Consider the following 16,233-nt stretch of genomic DNA (forward strand, 5'->3'; position numbering starts at 1 on the left):
GATCACATCCCCTTCGATGACCAACGCTCGCCGGTCGTTTCCCACGGCCCGGGCGATCCTAGCCCTGATCCTGCGCGAGATGGGGACGCAATACGGCACCTCGCCCGGCGGCTATCTCTGGGCCGTGCTGGAACCCGTGCTGGCGCTGGTGCTGATGTCGGCCATGTTCGCGATGTTCTTCGACCGCCCGCCGCTGGGCACGAACTTCGCGCTGTTCTACGCCTCGGGCTACCTGCCGTTCATGATGTATGCGGGGATCTCGGGCAAGATCGGCACGGCCATCCGCTATTCGAAGCCGCTTCTGGCCTATCCGGGGGTGACCTTCGTCGACGCGATGCTGGCGCGGTTCCTGCTGAACGCCCTGACGGAACTTGTGGTCTTCGTGCTGCTGATCCAGGGCATCATCCTCGCGTTCGGTCTGCACGAGAATCTGGATCATCCGCGCATCCTTCTGGCCATGGCCATGGCCTTCTCGCTCGCGGCGGGGGTCGGCACGCTGAACTGCTACCTGTGCAGCAGCTTCCCGGTCTGGGAACGGATCTGGTCCATCCTCAACCGGCCCTTGTTCATGATGTCCGGCGTGTTCTTCCTGTTCGACGGGGTGCCCGCCTCCTTCCGCGACCTGTTGTGGTTCAATCCCCTCGTGCACGTCATCGACGAGATGCGGGCCGGCATCTACGCCACCCATGACGCACGCTTCACCTCGCCGCTTTATGTCTTCGCCGTGGCGATCGTCACGCTGTTCCTGGGGATGCTGCTGCTGCGCCGGCACCACCGCAGCATCCTGAACGAGGGCGCGTGATGGCCGACCTTGTTCTGCACATCGGCCTGCACAAGACCGGCACCACCCTGATCCAAGACACCTTCACCCGCAATGCGGACCTTCTGGCGCGCCACGGGCTGTATTACCCGCGCATCGGGCAGGCCAACGGCCATCACGGGCTGGCTTATGACTGGAACCCGTATCTGCCCGTCCATTACCGCCTGCCGCAGGGCAGTCCGACGGTGCTGGCGGAACTGGCGACCGAACTGGCCCACCGCCCCGGCACCGTGTTCCTGTCGTCCGAGGAATTGTCCCGCGCCGAACCCGGCCTTCAGGTCGATCTGGCCAGCCTGCGCCGGTGGCTGGCCCCGTTCGGCCGGATCCGGGTGCTGTGCACCCTGCGGGCGCAATGGCGGTTCCTGCAATCCATCTGGCTGGAGGTGGCCAAGCGGCACGCCCCGCCGATCACGCCGATCGACCTCGTGCGCGGCGCCATTTCCACCCACCGCGCGCGCGGGCTGTGGGCGGATTTCAACGAGCTTTACGACCACCTTCTGGAAACCTTTCCGCCCGAGGACATCGTGTTTCTGGACCACGCCACCGCCTCGTCCGGCGAAGGCGGGCTTCTGGGCGCGGTGCTGCGGGCGGTCGGGTCCGAGATGGATCCCGCCCTCCTGACGCCCGTGAACGACGGGCGCTCCAACACCTCGCCCGAGCCGCTGGCGTCTTGGGCGGCGGCCACCATCGCCGCCCCCTATCCCGCACCCGCAACGCTTGTCACCTCCACGACCGTCGCCTTTCAGGAACAGTTCAGCGCCGAGGCCCGCTCCACCCTCTTCACAGCGGCCGAACTGGACGCCGTGAAGAGGCACTTCGCGCCTTCCAACGCCCGTCTGGCCGAGCGGCTGGCACCGCATCAGCCGGGCTTCGCCGTCACCGGGCAGGAAGCGGAGGAGGAGCTGGTGTTCCGCGACCGGATCGACGCGTGGTTCTGGCTGCGCTGCAACCGCCACGCGTTCTACGCCTCGTTAAAACCAGCGGCCGATCGCGACGTAGCTGCCGGCCAGCCGCGCCGAGGCTGAGGTCGTGGCACGCCACAGGTAGGTGGCAAAGCCCGCCACGCCCACCGATCCGTTCCCGCCGCTGAGCGCGTCCGACACCCCCAGATCGGCGCAGCCGGTGGTCAGGGTGGGCGTGTCGCTGAACGGCTTGGCAAAGGATACCGACTGCCCGGCCGACCGGAAGCCGCCCGCAAACTCGATGTTCACGGCGACGGCCGACAGGCTGAAGCGGCCCCAGCAGATCTGCGTGCCGTCGGCCAGCCGCAGATAGCGGGAGGTGGCGGTGCCGCCGGTTTCCAGCACGGCGGGACTGGCCGCGTCGGGCTGAGCGGCAACGGTGCCCACGGCCGTTTCGCGCGTCAGCGCCGCGTCCCAGCGCAGAGTTCCGGCGCCGTCCACGCCCCCGAACAAGGGACGTGCCACGCTGCCCGCCATGGCCCAGCTGAGGAAGGCCGCCGGCTGCGCCTCGGTGGCGATGGCCAGAAGCGCCCGCTCCTCGCCCCGCCGCGCGGGATCGGCGGCGGCCGCCATGGAATAAAGCCCCGCCCCCGGCACCGCAGCGGCCGAGGCCTGCGCCACGCCCTTGCCCTTCGCCCGCCCCAGCCCGAAGGCGCCGGTCGTCATCAGCCGTCCGTCCGTGGTATCGGTGGCGCCCTGCATCACACCCTTGCCGGTCACAGCCCCCTCCATCACCAAGCCGGCGGGCAAGGTCACGGCCCCCGTCGCGGGGTTGGCCGTCAGTGCCGTGCGGAACGTCGACCCGTCCGGGCTGACCTTCAGGGAAAACGCGTCCTCTCCGGCCAGCCCCATCTCGGCCCGCCCGCTCCAGTTGCTTTGGAACAGCAGGCTGGCGGTTTCGGCGGTGGCCGCCTTGTTCACCTTCAGCCGGTGGCTGCCGCCCGCATGGGTCAGCAAGGTCGCGGCCCCCGCCACGGCCAGTGGATTGCCCGCGTCCGGCGTGGTGCCGACGCCCAGCCGCTCCACCACCGGGCGGGAATCCGCGGCGGCCTTCCAGACCGTGCCCGACCAGACCAGCGCACGGGACTGGTCCAGAACAAAGGCCTGCCAACCCGGTTTCGGTGCCTCAAAGCTCCAGCCCGTTTCAGTCATCAGCGCGACCTCGTGGTCGTGTCCGGCCCACAGGCCGGAGGCCCCCGCCCCCACGATGTGGCGGTCGCCCGGCACGGCGGCCGGCGCCTGCGTGCCGCCCTGCGTCGCGACGGCCAGCTGCACCAGCAGGTCCAGCCGGGCCAGCGCCTCGTTGTGGGTGATGTGTTTCTGGGCCTGCTGCGGCTGGATCAGCGGCAACGACAGGACGAGGGAGGAGTCGGACATCTGGCGGAACCCGGGCGTTGGAAAGGATGGACGCAAGGCTAGGCGCGCGGGGTTTCCGGGTTCTGAGGGCACCGCGCGCCGCCGCGCAACGCCAAGGGTTTGTCTCAATAACGCCGCATGCGCCGCAATGCTGCCCCATTCTGGCAAAGCCCGGTTAACCGCACCGGCACAGGCTGCCCCCCTCGGAACATGGCAAGGTGGAACGCATGAAAGGGCCGCAACTCCGTCAGGTGTTCGAAGGAAATGCGCTGGCGCACTGGTCCTCGCTGACCAGCCTGTCGGTGGTGACGGTGGGGGCGGACACGTTCCTCTTCGCCGCGTCCGAGGCGTCGGCGGGGATGCAGTCCTTCCGCATCTCGGACACCGGGAGCGTCAGCCATGCCGCCAGCACGTCCCTGGGTGGAACCTACAGCTGGCCCGACGATCTGCTGCCGGTGACGCTGAACGGGGATCTGCGGCTTCTGCTGCCGTCGGACGATTCGGGGGCCACGCGCATGGCCGATGTCCTGGCGTCCGGCGGGGCGCAGATGTCCGGCCTGACCGGCCTCGCCTCCGCCACCACCATGACGTCGGTGGAGGTGGGAGGCCAGACCTTCCTTGCCGCGGCCGACAGCGCGGGCGCCCATCTGCGGCTTTACGCGCTGAACACGAACTGGACGGTGAAGGCCACCGATGTGAAGGCCGACAGCGACAAGACCATGCTCGACGGCGTAAACGACCTCGTCTCCGTCACGGTCGGCGGGAAAAGCTTCGTTCTCAGCAGTTCGCCCAAGGAAGGCGGCATCACCGCGCACGAAGTGACGGCCGCCGGAAAGCTGATCCTGACCGACGAGTTGCGCCCCAAGGACGGCTTGTGGGTCAGCGGCATCGCCTCGCTCCACAAGGTGGAGGTGGCGGGAGAACAGTACGTGATCGCGGCCTCCAACCTCAGCAGCTCCATCTCGGTCGTGCGGGTGAACGATCTTGGCGTGATGTTCGTGCAGGACCAGCTGAACGACGATCTGACCACCCGCTTCCACGGGGTGGAGGATCTTGCGATCTTCACCAAGAACGACCGCACCTTCATCGTCGCCGCCGGGAACGATGGCGGCGTTTCGCTTCTGGAACTCCTGCCGGGGGGCGAGCTTTATCATCACCTGTCCACCGAGGCGGAGGGCTGGACCCCCGGCGCCGTCGCCTCGGTCGAGGCGGTGGTGCGGGGCGACGACGTGCAGATCTTCCTCGGGCGCGCCGACATGCCCGGGCTGGTGCACCTGACGCTGGACATGGGGAATCTGGGAAACCGCATTCAGACCACCTCCGGCCATTCGACCCTGAACGGGACCAACGGCGGTGACCTGCTGATCGGCGGGGGGGCGCGGGACGTGCTGAACGGCGGCAAGGGGGACGACGTGCTGATGGGGCGCGGCGGCGGCAACCACCTGACCGGCGGCGCCGGGGCCGACGTCTTCGTTCTGGCGGGCAACGCGGGCAAGGACTACATCGCCGATTTCATCCGCGGAGAGGATCGGATCGACCTCAGCGACTGGGGCATGATCTACGATCCCTCGGTGCTGACGATCGTGTCCAGCGGCACCAGCGCCACCCTCAGCTGGAACGGCCATACGGTGATCGTGCAAAGCGGGGACGACCAGTCGCTGAAGGCCGACACCTGGACCGCGGACGATTTCCTGTTTTAGGTTAACCAACCCGAAGGTGTTTCCCGCCATCCTGACGCCGACACGGATCGGAGGGGACGCATGACGGCGGTTCTGGGTGGGTTGGGCGGCGCGGAAGGGTATGGCGAAGGCGTTCTGCCCCGCTCGGACGATGCGTCGGTGCAGCAGAACTGGTCCAGCGTCTTCGAGGACGGGCTGAACGTGTTCGGCACGCATTATGCCGCCAACCGAATCTGGGTGAACACGAACGGCACCATCTCGTTCGGACAGGCCTATGCCGAATACCCGACCCGGACTAACACGGCGCCCCCTGTGGATCTGATCGCAGGGTTCTGGGCGGACATCGACACGCGCCTGCGTGGCGAAGGCGTGGAAAGCGGCCCGGTCTACATCGACGTCGATCCCGCGGCCGATCGGGTGGTCGTCACCTGGGTGGATGTCGGCTCCTACCGCCGGGACACGGACCCCGCCAACACGTTCCAGATCATCCTTCAGGATCAGGGCAACGGCGATTTCGACATCATCTTCCGGTATGAGGATATCGGCTGGACCACCGGCACCGCAGACGGTGACACCGGCGCGCGGGCCGGTCTTTATTCGCCGCTGCTGCCCAAGGCCATCACGCTGACGAACGGCGATCTGGCCGATCTGGACATCATCACGGGCAATGCCGGCACCGGCGTCTGGAAGTTCGAGGTGCGCAACGGCGGCGTGGACGGGCTGAAGCCGATCGCCGGGCTGAACCTGACGGGCACCGAAGGCAAGGACACGCTGACCGGCGGGGCGGACGGCGACCTGCTGAAGGGGCTGGGCGGGGACGATGCCCTTGTCGGCAAGGGGGGAAACGACACGATCTATGGCGGCAACGGTCCCGACCGGCTCTATGGCGATGACGGCGACGACCTCATCTTCGGTGGCACCGATTCGGGCGATCTGCGCGACCTGATCTATGGCGGCAACGGCAACGACACGATCGATGCCGGCTATGGCAACGACGAGGTGCATGCCGGTGCCGGCGATGACAGCGTTCTGGGCGGCTTCGGCTCCGACACGCTGATCGGGAACGAGGGGAACGACACGCTCAGCGGCGGCCCCCTTTCGGACGAACTGTTCGGAAACGATGGCGACGATTTCCTGAACGGCGGATTCGGGCATGACCGGCTGAACGGCGGCGCGGGGGCGGACACCTTCTATCATCTTGGCATTCCGGATCACGGGTCGGACTGGATCCAGGACTATTCCGCCGCCGAGAGGGACATCCTTCAATTCGGCAGCAACGCCCGGCTGAGCGATTTTCAGATCAACTACGCCGAAACCGCCCGCGCCGGTGTCGCGGGCGTTGCCGAAGCGTTCATCATCTACAAGCCCACCAACCAGATCATCTGGGCGCTGGTGGACGGGGCCGCGCAGGACCAGATCCTGCTGCAGCTCAACGGGGTGAACTACGACCTTCTGGCCTGACGCAAGGCGGTCAGGCAGGCGATCCACACCTCCTCGGTCATGTCGTCACGAAAGACGGTGCCCTCCGGCGGTTCGGTGACCGACAGCGCAAAGCCGGGCTGGACCGTCGCCAGACGCTCCTGAAACTCGGCGTTGCGGTGGCCGAAATGCTGCTTCAGCCGGGCCATCTCCTCGCGCGTGAACAGGCAGCTTCGGACGTTGTGGCCAAAGTGGCGGCAAAACGCCTCCTGCATCACGGTAACGAGGCCGGGGCCCGGCGGTTCGGGCCGGTCGACCTGCGCCGCGATCCAGGACGGCAGCGCGGGGGGAGAGGGGTTGGAATGGCCGCCATGCACGTCTTTCAATGGCGGGTGATCCGGCAGGCCTGCGGCGCGCAGGATGGCCGGCACCAGCCCCCCGGCGGATTTCCGGGCGCGGTCGAAATCCAGGAAATGGATCCGGTCGGCCGGAAACACCGCCAAGAGGCTGTCATAGAGCCGGCTGTAATCGACCCACAGCCCTTCGGCCTGATCCGTCCCCATCGCGCCGTTGGCCGTCCAGGTGGGCGGCCAGGGTTCCCGCTGGCGCGAGACTTCCAGCCAGACCGATTGCAGGAACTGCCACTGCTCCCTCAGCACGCAGACCACGTCGACGCGGTCGAACCCTGACAACAGGTCCCGTATGACCCCCAGATCGGGCGAGCGTCCGGCCTCGGCCCGCGACAATTCCTCGGTCGACAGGATCATCACACCGTCCTGACGGGCATGGTCCGCCGCCAGCCGCTTCAGCGTGCCAACCGACCCGTATCGCCAGTGATACATCTCGGGCAGGTGCGGGTTCCAGTCGCCCACCAGCCCGTGATGGCCGGCGTTCTTGCCCACCTTTGGATAGAAGACGCCGCGCCGCGCCAGATCCCGCGCGTTGTGCGCCATCATGTCCTGGAATGTGGTGCTGCCCGTCTTGTGGGTCCCGATGTGAAGGACGGCGCGCGCCATCAGACGCGACCCCGCACATGCCGGGCCAGCACGTCCAGATACAGCCGCCCGAAAGTCTGGCTCGGCTCCATCACCGCCTTTTCGCCCCATTCGTTCCAGGCGTTGATGAACAGCTCGTTCCGGTAGGACGTGGGAACCCGCCGTTCCAGCACCCGCCGCAGCCACAGGTCGAACGCCGCGGGCGTTCCGCCCCAGGCCATGTGGCCCTTGGCCCCGCGCCGCGCCGTGTTGTCCCAGCCGGGCATGATCCCGGCGATGGTGTGGTCCGGCAGCCCGGCCCCGTCCGCCTTGGCCGCCACGGCCGCGTAGTCGTAGATCAGGCCCCGGAAGCGGTCGGACACGCCCACCGGCATCCGGTTGCCCTGCGGCCCGCCGAACAGGTAATCCTCGGGCGACACCAGCCCGTGGGGCGGCATCTCGATCCAGAAGTCGAACAGGTCGGCGGGAACGGGATGTTCGCCTTCCACGTGGAACCGCACGGCGCCCAGCTCCACCTCCAGCCCCATGCGGCGCCACGCCTCGCGCAGGCGCGCGACGCTGCCCACCGGATCGGGCAGATCGTCCGGGCGGTAGATGACAAAGCGTGGGCGCTGCCCGTCGGGCCGGACATGCCGGGGATCGCGCATGAAACGCGCGACGTCGGCGGCCAGACGCGCCTCGAACCCGTCGCGATAGGCCTGTTCCAGCAGGACCTGCCCGGTCAGGCCGTCCCAGTTCCGCCGCCAGCTTTCGTTCGCCCAGCACAGATAGAAGGGCATGTCGACGTCCGGCCGCTCCAGCAGTCGTTCCATCGGCGCTTCCAGGATGCGGCCCTCGTCGAACCAGTAGTGATAGACGCAGAAGGCGTCGATCCCCGCATCACGCGCCAAGGCCGATTGCGCGCCCATAGTTTCGGTCACCCGCAGGTCGTAATAGCCCAGATCGGCGGGCAGCATGGGTTGCAGATGGCCCGCGAATTGCGCCTTGGCGTTAACCGTGCCGCGCCATTCGGTGAAGCCTGCCCCCCACCATGCGTCGTTCTGCGGCACGGGGTGGAACTGCGGCAGATAGAAGGCCGAGACAAAAGCGGGCGGCGCCACGGCCTTGGCGGGGCGCGGGGCAATTTCGGACGTCTGGCGCACGAACTGCCCCGCCATGGTCGCAAGATAGCCCAAGGCGCGCTCCACCGCATGGGCCACGGTGCCGTCCACTTGCCCGGCTTCGCGCTCGAAATCCGTTTCCTGCAGTTTCAGCGCCTTGATCATCCCGACCATCAGCGGCGTCATCCAATACATCGACCCCGCCGGGAACGACAGCGCCTCGCGCGTCGGCACGGCTTCCACCCGGGCCAGGATGTCGCGCACGCGGTCGAAGTTGGACCCCCACCACACCTCGCCGGTGAAGTGCTGGCCGTCCGCCACCCAGAACGCCGCCTCCGGATCAGACAGGAAATCGTCCAGCCGCGCCTGCGCGCCTTCGGGGGGCAGGATGCCGTCGATCAGGTGCCGCCGCCAGACGTCGCCATCCTGGCGGTGCGGCGACTTCTTGGTGTGAATCTTGCAGACGGCGCGGTAGTCGTCCAGCATCCCGGCGTTTACCAGCCGCAGGAAGGGCAGGATGTCACGCCCGTGATTGGGCATGGCCAGCACCGTCGCGCCCGGGAAGTCGGCCTTGATGCGTTCGGCCAGTTCCTCCGTCGCCTCGCCGCGCCAGGTCAGCGTCACGAACAGGTCGAAGGACATGTCCAGCGCGCGGAAGGTCTCGGCAAACTCCTCCCACAGGTCGGGATAGAAGATGTGCGCCACGATGGCCTGCGGGGCGGTGCGGGGCACGGGCCGCAGCACGGGGGCCTCGATCTGGGGCAGCAGCAGATCGGGCAGGTCCTGGGTCAGGCGACCCTCGGCCCGGCCGTTGTGCAGGTAATGGCGGAAGGGCGCGAGGCCGCTGGCGGCCACGTCCGGGTTGTGGCGCAGGTAGGCTGCGGGAGAGAATTCGGGGTTCGGACGATAGCCCTGCGCCTCGCCGTAGGCGATGAAATGGTGCAGCGGCAGCAGGCGGTAGACCGCGTTCATCCCCGGATACGCCCCGCGATAGAAGACCGGGTCAAACAGCCCGCTGCGATGCGCCAGAATGCGGTAACGCCATTCGCGGGGGGACAGCGCCAGAACACGCGCCAGGCGGAGGAAACGATCGGCAACGGACGTCATTCAGGACCCTTCAAGGCGGACGATTCAGTGGTGTCAGCTTCTCGTTCATAAAGATGAACAAAGGTTAAACATAAATTAACCAAATCGATCATAGCCTTGCCGCACTCGTCCGCCCCTTGGTGGCTGTCCGATTGCAGGAGTGATGACTTGACCTTCGACCTCGTGTTCGTCTCGGGAACCTCTCGGCACGAACGCCCCTATTACGATCCGTCCGTACGGTATAGGGCGTTCAACCTTGCGGAACATTTTCGCAAGAAGGGCCACCGGGTCTGCCTGATCTCGCAGGCGAAGTTCGATCAGAACGCCGACAGCTTCACCTCGGCCCGGCTGATCCAGTTCCACCGCCCGCAGGCCACCGAAACGCTGATGCGCTTTGTCATGCGCCAGCGCGGGCGGCAGCGGCTGATAGCGGATTACGACGATCTGGTCTTCGACGTGTCCGCCGTGCATGAGACACCCGCCGTCCATGACCGGGGGGAGGAGGTGCGCACCGTCAGCCGCGCACTGGCGGCCAATGCCGAGGTGGGCGCCATGTTCCGCCTGCGCAGCGCCTCCACCGTCCCCTTGGCCGACGCCGCGACCCGGCTTCTGGGCGGCGACACGGTGGTGGTGCACAACGCGCTGGACCCCCTTTATCGCGACGTGACGCGGCGGGTGCGCGAACGGGGCGTTTCCCCGCAATACACGGCGGGATACTTCTCGGGCACCGCCTCGCACAATCGGGATCTGGAGATGATCGCCCCGCATCTTGCGGCCCATCTGGCGCAGGATCCGGCCCACACGCTGCTGCTGGTCGGCCCCGTCGCCGTCCCGGTGGCGCTGAGGCCGTTCGAAAACCGCATCTCGCGCCTGAAGGTCACGGACTTCTACAACATGCCCGAATTGATCGCGAACTGCCGGACCCTTCTGGGCCCCCTGGTAGACAACCGCTTCGCCCGCTGCAAGAGCGGCCTGAAATTCTTCGAAGCCGGCCTGCTGGGCGTGAACGTCGCCGCCACCCCCATTCCCGACATCGACCGGTTCGACAGCCCCCTGCTGCACAAGTGCCGGACCCCCGAGGATTGGAGCACGGCCCTGTCCGCCCCCGCCCTCGACCCCGAAACGCGGAACGCCGCCGTGGCCCGCCTGGAAGGAGAGGCCAGCCTCGCCCCCCAGATCGCGCGCTGGCAAGCCGCGTTCCTTGACCTGCAGGCGGACGTCCAATGATCAACCTTCTCTACTATCTCGAACCCCATCCCTATCGGAACACCTTCACGGAACATGCCGGCGTCATGGCGGTTCTGGAACAGGCGCTGGCCGATGCGGTGGATCGGCAGGACGTGAACCTGCGCATCTTCTCCAACGGCGAGGTGATCGACGCCCTGATGCAGCAGACGCCGCTTATGGCGCCCTTCCTGCAGCGCCCGACCGGGGCGGAAACGCGGCGCATCCGCGCCCTGCACGACCGTTGGGCGGAACCGAAGATCGCGGAATGGCTGCAACTGGTGCGGGGCGAGGGGGAGGTGACCGACTTCTACATCTCCATCCTGGAGCGCCTGCACCGCGAGGATCCGATCGACGCGATCCTGTGCTGGTCGGAAAACGGGGCCGTGCGGCGCTTCGCCGCCGCCCATGACATTCCCGTCCTGCACGGCGAACTGGGCCCCACCCGCAGCCCCTTTCCCGAAACCGTCTATTTCGACCCGGCAGGCACCAATGGCCACGCCGCGATGCGCCAGACGATCCGCGCCCGGCTGGAGGCGGCCGAGGCGGAAGGCATCTGGAACACGTTCGGCACCGCCGCCGGCTGCCTGCCCATGGCCGAGGTGCACAACCCCGCGCCGGAGACGAGCCCGACCGTCATCGACCTGTGCGTGACCTGGACGCCCGAAGCCGCCCCCTGGACGCCCGAAGGGCCTTACATCTACGTGGCGCTGCAACTGGCCGACGATTTGAACACGCTGTTGCACTCGCGCTTCCCGAATCCGAAGGCGTTCCTCGAACACATCGTCCCCGAGGCGAAGCGGCTTGGCTACGCCGTTGTCGTCAAGGGTCACCCCGCCGCCGCCGACCGCCCCTTCAACCTGACCCGGGAACTCGAAGCGCTGATCTGGCTGGAGGACGAGCATCCCGACGTCCTCGTCCTGCCGCGCAAGACGGGCGCGCGGGTGTCCAACCATGTCATGGGGCAGGCGCATTACGTGGCCTGCATCAACAGCTCCCTTGGGTTCGAAGCGATGATCCTGGGCGTGCCGCCCCTTGTGCTGGGCGACGCCGTCTACGACGCGGACGGCTGGCTGCAGGAACGCATCCCCTTCCTGCCCGCCGGCGCGCCGCGCGATTTCACGGCCGTGATGGACGCGGTCGTGGGGCTGACGATGCGGGACCACCTGATCCAGCGAACCGCCCTCGCCGATCCCGGGGCGCTGGCGCGCATCCTTGATGGGGCGATCAGCACGCGTCCCGCCCGCACGACGCCATGGATCCGGCGGTCGGTGCGCGGGATCGACCTCCCGCGCGAGGTGCGGATCGAGGCGGACCGCCTGATCGTTTGCCCCGACACGGAGCATGCCTTCACGCTGCCGACCAGCGGGGCCTTCAGCGGTTACATCGACGGCATCACGACCGAGGCGAACGAGGAAATCCTGCGCGGCTGGGCCATCGACACCCGCCACGCCCGCGCGGCGCGCATCGTCTGGATGATGGTGGACGACCGTCTGGTGAGCGAGCATCGCCTGGTCCGGAAACGGCGGGACGTCGCGGACGCCCTGCCCGGGCTTCCGCTGTCCCATTATCTGGGCTTCGCCTTTGCCCTGCCCCCCGGCGTTCCGCCGGAACGGATACGGCTGGTTTTCCTGTCCCATGACGACCGTGCGCTGGTCTGCCAGCCCAGCCGCGCGCCCGGGCAGTCCATCCTGACCTCGCCGCCGGCGCCCGCTCCGGTCGAAGCTCCGCCCGCCGCCGCCGAGGTGGCACCGCAGCCGGTCGAAGCGGCCAACGTTTCCGTTCCACCGCCCCCCGCCCCACCGGCGGCAAAGTTCGGCTTCCTGCGCCGCGTCCGCCGCTGATCAGGCCGGCGCTGCGGCGTGCAGAACGCTCAGCGCCACAAAGGCCAACCCTGCGAAGGTGGGGGCCAGATCGGCCCCCGCATCCACGAAACCCGCGGCGCGGGGCGCCTTCAGCGCCGCGTCCAGCCAGCGCAGCCCGTCCTGTGCGACCAGTGCGTCCAGATCCTGCACCGCAAGATGCGCATTCTCAGGATGCCGCCGCGCCACCAGGGTGCGCGCGAAGGCCCCCCACAGCACGCAGTGGGGGCATTCGGCCGTGCCCTCGCCGAGGACGTGTTCCACCGCGTCCGTGATTCGCACATGGATCGCGTCCGCTGGCACGGGCTGTCCGGGCAAGACCAGCCCCGCCTTCGCCAGATCCACCAGAACCGCCGCCGACCATTGCCGCTGCGCCATGTCCAGCCAGACCGAAGAGCCATGCAGCACCACGGGCCGGGTGGCACGTGCCCGGACCGCCTCCGCCAGCGCATCGCACCATTGCCCCCAGACCCGCTCGGCCCGCGCCAACGCCTCGGGGAAAGCCTCCCCCCGCATCATGCCGTGCTGCGTCAGGAAGCCCAGTGCCGAGGGGTGCTGGCTGCGGTCCACCACAAGACGCTGCAGGCGGTCGTTCTGCTTTTCCAGCACGGTGGGGGGCCAGGACAGGGCGGCCAACCGCGGCCGGTCCGACTGCACCCACGAGGCGTAGGCGGGGTTCTGATACTCCCCGTCCTCCATATAACGCCCTTCCGCGTGGTGGCCGCTGGCATTCATCAGCATCGTCCAGTCGAAGATCATCAGGTCGCGCCCGAACACGGTGCGCCAGATGGCAAGGGAATCGACCTGATGGCGGTACATCATCGCGTCGATGCGCGGGGTGATCGCCTCTTTGCGGATATGCGTATGGTCGTTGTAGAACTGGCCGCTGACAAACGGCCCCGCCGCGATACTGTTGCCGAAGCGGAAATCCGGCACGATCAGGAAGATCGGCTGGCCCACCTCGTGCTGGCGCAGCAGCTGGGCGAAGATGGTCCGGTTCCAGACGGGAAACCCCCCCTCGCCCAGCGCCAGCGTGGTCGCGAAGGGCGCGGGCAGCAGGTCCAGATCCAGTACATGCCGCCAACGCGCGGCATGCGACGGACCAAGAATGAAGCCGCGCACGGCGCGAGCCGGCAGGGCGTCGGTCAGCAGGTCGCGAAGGCTCTCAAGGTCCTGTTCGATGGTCGTGGGCATTCGCGTGGTCTTTCTCCGGCAGGTCCGCGGCAACAGAAGCGGGCCTATAGCACGGAGTGGCGCCAGAGTGGTTAACGGAGCCTGAAAAAATGACCCGCCGACCCTCTTTCCCCGCCGCCGGCCCCTGCAGTCCGGGCGGCGCCGCGCCCGTGTCGGGGTCGCGGCCGTGGCTGCGGTCCAGCCAGCGCATGATGGGGGTCACCGTCAGCCCGTGCATCAGGATCGACATCAGAACCACCAGACCGAGGATGGCCCAAAGACGCTCCCCCTCCCCCGCCGGCATGTGGTTGAGGCCGTAGGCGAGATAATAGATGGACCCCACGCCGCGGATGCCGAAAAAGGCGATGGTCAGGCGTTCGGTCCAGCTGGCGTTCAGGCCGATCAGGCCGATCAGCCCCGTCACCGGCCGGATCAGCAGCAGGATCACGAAGGCCCCGACCACATCCGTCCAGCGCAGCGCGCCCAGAAGCCCGTCGGCCAGCGCCCCGCCGAACAGCAGCAGCAGCACCATCATCGCCAGACGCTCGATCTGTTCGGTGACGTCGTGCATCTCGCGATGGAAGTCGTGGGTGCGGTGGGCGTGGCGGAAGGTCAGCGCCGTCACGAAGACCGACAGGAAGCCGTAGGAGTGGATGATCTCGGTCAGCCCGTAGGACACAAAGGTCGCGGCCAGCGCGATCAGCCCGTCGCCCGTCTGGGCCAGCTTGGTTTCGGCCGGGATCTTGAAGGTGACCCAGCCAAAGGCGCGGCCGATCAGGTATCCCCCCAGAACCCCCGCCCCGATTTCCCACAGCACGTTGTAGCTCAGCCATTTCAGCGCCCAAGGCTCTCCGGTGGAGGCCGCGAGCGTCAGTGCGATGGCCAGATGGACGAAGGGAAACGCCGCGCCGTCGTTCATCCCTGCTTCGGAGGTGAGGCCGAAACGGACCTCGTCCTCCTCGCCGCTGCGGGGCGGGCCGACCTGCACGTCCGAGGCGAGGACCGGATCGGTCGGCGCCAGCGCCGCCCCCAGCAGCAGCGCCAGCGTCCAGGGCAGCCCCATCCATCCCGCCGCCAGTGCGGTGATGGCCAGGATGCTGAGCGGCAGCGTGATCAGGATCAGCCGCCACGACACCTGCCACCGGCGCATGCCGAAGACCCGGTCCAGCTTCAGCCCCGCCCCCATCAGCGCGATGATGACCACGAATTCGGTGAACCGTTCCGTGATCTCGGGATAGGTCATGGGCAGGGGCACCAGCGTCACCTGCGGCAGCGAAAACAGCGCTGCCCCCAGCGCGATGCAGACGATGGGCAGCGACAAGGGAAGCCGCCGAAGGGCCAGCGGCAACCAGGCCACCAGCGCGATCAGAAGGCCTGCCCCCGTCAGGAACAGTATGTAGGGGTCCGGTTCCAGAAACGATGCCATGCCGTTCAAACCCACGAAACGGGCTTTTGCTCCACCGCTCGTCGAAGATGGTGCGGAACGGCTGCGGATCACCGCTTGCCGGGCGTCTTCCGGATCTTGTTGCCGCGGGGGCCGGTGTCCACGGGGGTGTTGCTCCGGTTCTCGTCCACCAGCTTGCGCCAGCGGTCCAGCCGGGCCGGGTCCAGCTCTCCGGCCGCCACGGCCGCACGGACGGCGCAGCCCGGTTCATGCGCATGGGTGCAGTCGCGGAAGCGGCACAAGGGCGCCAGCTCCGCGATCTCGGCGAACAGGACGTCGAGGCCGACGGAGATATCGCTGATGTGCAGCGTGCGGATGCCGGGCGTGTCGATCACCCACCCGCCCCCCGCGATGGGGTGGAGCGAGCGGGACGTGGTGGTGTGCCGGCCCTTGGCGTCGGATTCTCGGATGCTTCCGGTGCGCTGCGCCTCTTCGGGGGCCTTGGCCGAAAGGGTGTTCAGAAGCGAGGATTTGCCCACCCCCGACGATCCCACCAGCGCCACGGTCTGACCCGGCCCGCACCACGGCGCCAGCGCCACCGCCGCCTCGGGCACCTGCGCGTTCAGGGTGACGACCTCCAGCCCGCGCTGCAACCCGATCACCTGCTGGCGGTAGGGTTCGGGATCGGCCACCCGGTCGGCCTTGGTCAGCACGATCACGGGCGTGGTGTCCGCCTCGTTCGCCAAAGCCAGATAGCGTTCCAGACGCGCGGGGTTCAGGTCGTCGTTGCAGGACGACACGATGAACAGCGTGTCGACGTTCGCCGCGATCAGCTGCGGCACGCGCGCGCCTTCCGTGTGCCGTTGCAGCACCGTCCGGCGGTCCAGCCGGCGGACCAGCGTCCGGGTCTCCGCCTCCACCAGCACCCAGTCGCCGACGGCGAAGTCCGAGGTGTTGGTCTGGGGCGGCAGGACCAGCTTTGTGGGGCCGAAGAGGGATTCGGCCGTCATCCGGGCGCGGTGGACCGTCGCGATGCGCATCGGTGCCAGCTCCGCCTCCTCGGGCCGCAGCTGGTCCTCATGGAAGGCGGACCAGCCAAGGGCCGCCAGCGTCCGGGGGGGATGATCGGGTGCATGTGTCACCCCAGATGCATGCGCGGGACGGGGCGGCAAT

Annotated in this window: 12 protein-coding genes; 6 read left to right on the forward strand and 6 right to left on the reverse strand. The window is 67.9% G+C overall.

The genetic code is table 11. The features are described from left to right. Position 1 precedes the first annotated feature (1 nt). Together PIJ50_RS03440 and PIJ50_RS03445 are read left to right on the forward strand one after the other, a co-directional pair. A complete protein-coding gene (locus tag PIJ50_RS03440; RefSeq protein ID WP_442900703.1) occupies positions 2 to 802 on the forward strand; it encodes an ABC transporter permease in 801 nt (266 codons plus the stop codon). Next, a complete protein-coding gene (locus PIJ50_RS03445) occupies positions 802 to 1,845 on the forward strand; it encodes a hypothetical protein (RefSeq protein ID WP_271972702.1) in 1,044 nt (347 codons plus the stop codon). The genes PIJ50_RS03440 and PIJ50_RS03445 overlap by 1 nt, the downstream gene beginning before the upstream one ends. Here PIJ50_RS03445 and PIJ50_RS03450 read toward each other — a convergent pair. Continuing rightward, positions 1,792 to 3,159, reverse strand: a complete 1,368-nt coding sequence (locus PIJ50_RS03450; protein WP_271972705.1) for a DUF2793 domain-containing protein — start codon at positions 3,157 to 3,159, stop codon at positions 1,792 to 1,794. The genes PIJ50_RS03445 and PIJ50_RS03450 overlap by 54 nt on opposite strands. A 206-nt stretch (positions 3,160 to 3,365) precedes the next feature. Here PIJ50_RS03450 and PIJ50_RS03455 point away from each other — a divergent pair, with 206 nt between their 5' ends. Together PIJ50_RS03455 and PIJ50_RS03460 are read left to right on the forward strand one after the other, a co-directional pair. Then, the gene (locus PIJ50_RS03455; protein WP_271972707.1) at positions 3,366 to 4,838 is read left to right on the forward strand and encodes a calcium-binding protein; all 1,473 of its coding nucleotides are present in this window, start codon (positions 3,366 to 3,368) and stop codon (positions 4,836 to 4,838) included. A 60-nt stretch (positions 4,839 to 4,898) separates the two neighbouring features. Further along, positions 4,899 to 6,278 (forward strand): calcium-binding protein, encoded by a 1,380-nt coding sequence (locus tag PIJ50_RS03460; RefSeq protein ID WP_271972709.1) that lies wholly within the window; start codon positions 4,899 to 4,901, stop codon positions 6,276 to 6,278. Here the strand turns inward: PIJ50_RS03460 and PIJ50_RS03465 are convergent. Both PIJ50_RS03465 and PIJ50_RS03470 read right to left on the reverse strand, forming a co-directional pair. Beyond that, on the reverse strand, positions 6,260 to 7,252 hold the full coding sequence (locus PIJ50_RS03465) for a hypothetical protein (RefSeq protein ID WP_271972711.1): 993 nt from the start codon (positions 7,250 to 7,252) through the stop codon (positions 6,260 to 6,262). The genes PIJ50_RS03460 and PIJ50_RS03465 overlap by 19 nt on opposite strands. Continuing rightward, positions 7,252 to 9,438 (reverse strand): glycoside hydrolase family 99-like domain-containing protein, encoded by a 2,187-nt coding sequence (locus PIJ50_RS03470; protein WP_271972713.1) that lies wholly within the window; start codon positions 9,436 to 9,438, stop codon positions 7,252 to 7,254. The genes PIJ50_RS03465 and PIJ50_RS03470 overlap by 1 nt, the downstream gene beginning before the upstream one ends. A gap of 147 nt (positions 9,439 to 9,585) precedes the next feature. Between PIJ50_RS03470 and PIJ50_RS03475 the strand changes: the two genes are divergently transcribed. Both PIJ50_RS03475 and PIJ50_RS03480 read left to right on the forward strand, forming a co-directional pair. After that, positions 9,586 to 10,644, forward strand: coding sequence for a glycosyltransferase family protein (locus PIJ50_RS03475; RefSeq protein ID WP_271972715.1), 1,059 nt, complete (start codon positions 9,586 to 9,588; stop codon positions 10,642 to 10,644). Further along, complete coding sequence (locus PIJ50_RS03480) at positions 10,641 to 12,485, forward strand: GT99 family glycosyltransferase N-terminal domain-containing protein (protein ID WP_271972717.1); 1,845 nt, start codon at positions 10,641 to 10,643, stop codon at positions 12,483 to 12,485. The genes PIJ50_RS03475 and PIJ50_RS03480 overlap by 4 nt, the downstream gene beginning before the upstream one ends. On the opposite strand, the gene PIJ50_RS03485 is transcribed toward PIJ50_RS03480, so the two are convergent. The 3 genes from PIJ50_RS03485 to rsgA form a co-directional block, all read right to left on the reverse strand. Next, positions 12,486 to 13,697, reverse strand: coding sequence for a hypothetical protein (locus tag PIJ50_RS03485; RefSeq protein WP_271972719.1), 1,212 nt, complete (start codon positions 13,695 to 13,697; stop codon positions 12,486 to 12,488). Beyond that, a complete protein-coding gene (locus tag PIJ50_RS03490) occupies positions 13,669 to 15,102 on the reverse strand; it encodes a cation:proton antiporter (RefSeq protein WP_271972720.1) in 1,434 nt (477 codons plus the stop codon). Before PIJ50_RS03490 ends, PIJ50_RS03485 begins: the two co-directional genes overlap by 29 nt. Before the next feature lie 68 nt (positions 15,103 to 15,170). After that, positions 15,171 to 16,202 carry a ribosome small subunit-dependent GTPase A gene (rsgA, locus tag PIJ50_RS03495; RefSeq protein WP_271972722.1) on the reverse strand — a complete coding sequence of 344 codons (1,032 nt, stop codon included), beginning with the start codon at positions 16,200 to 16,202 and terminating at the stop codon, positions 15,171 to 15,173. Between the last annotated feature and the right edge of the window lie 31 nt (positions 16,203 to 16,233).

Source organism: Falsirhodobacter sp. 20TX0035 (assembly GCF_028307215.1).
Taxonomy (GTDB): Bacteria; Pseudomonadota; Alphaproteobacteria; order Rhodobacterales; family Rhodobacteraceae; genus Falsirhodobacter.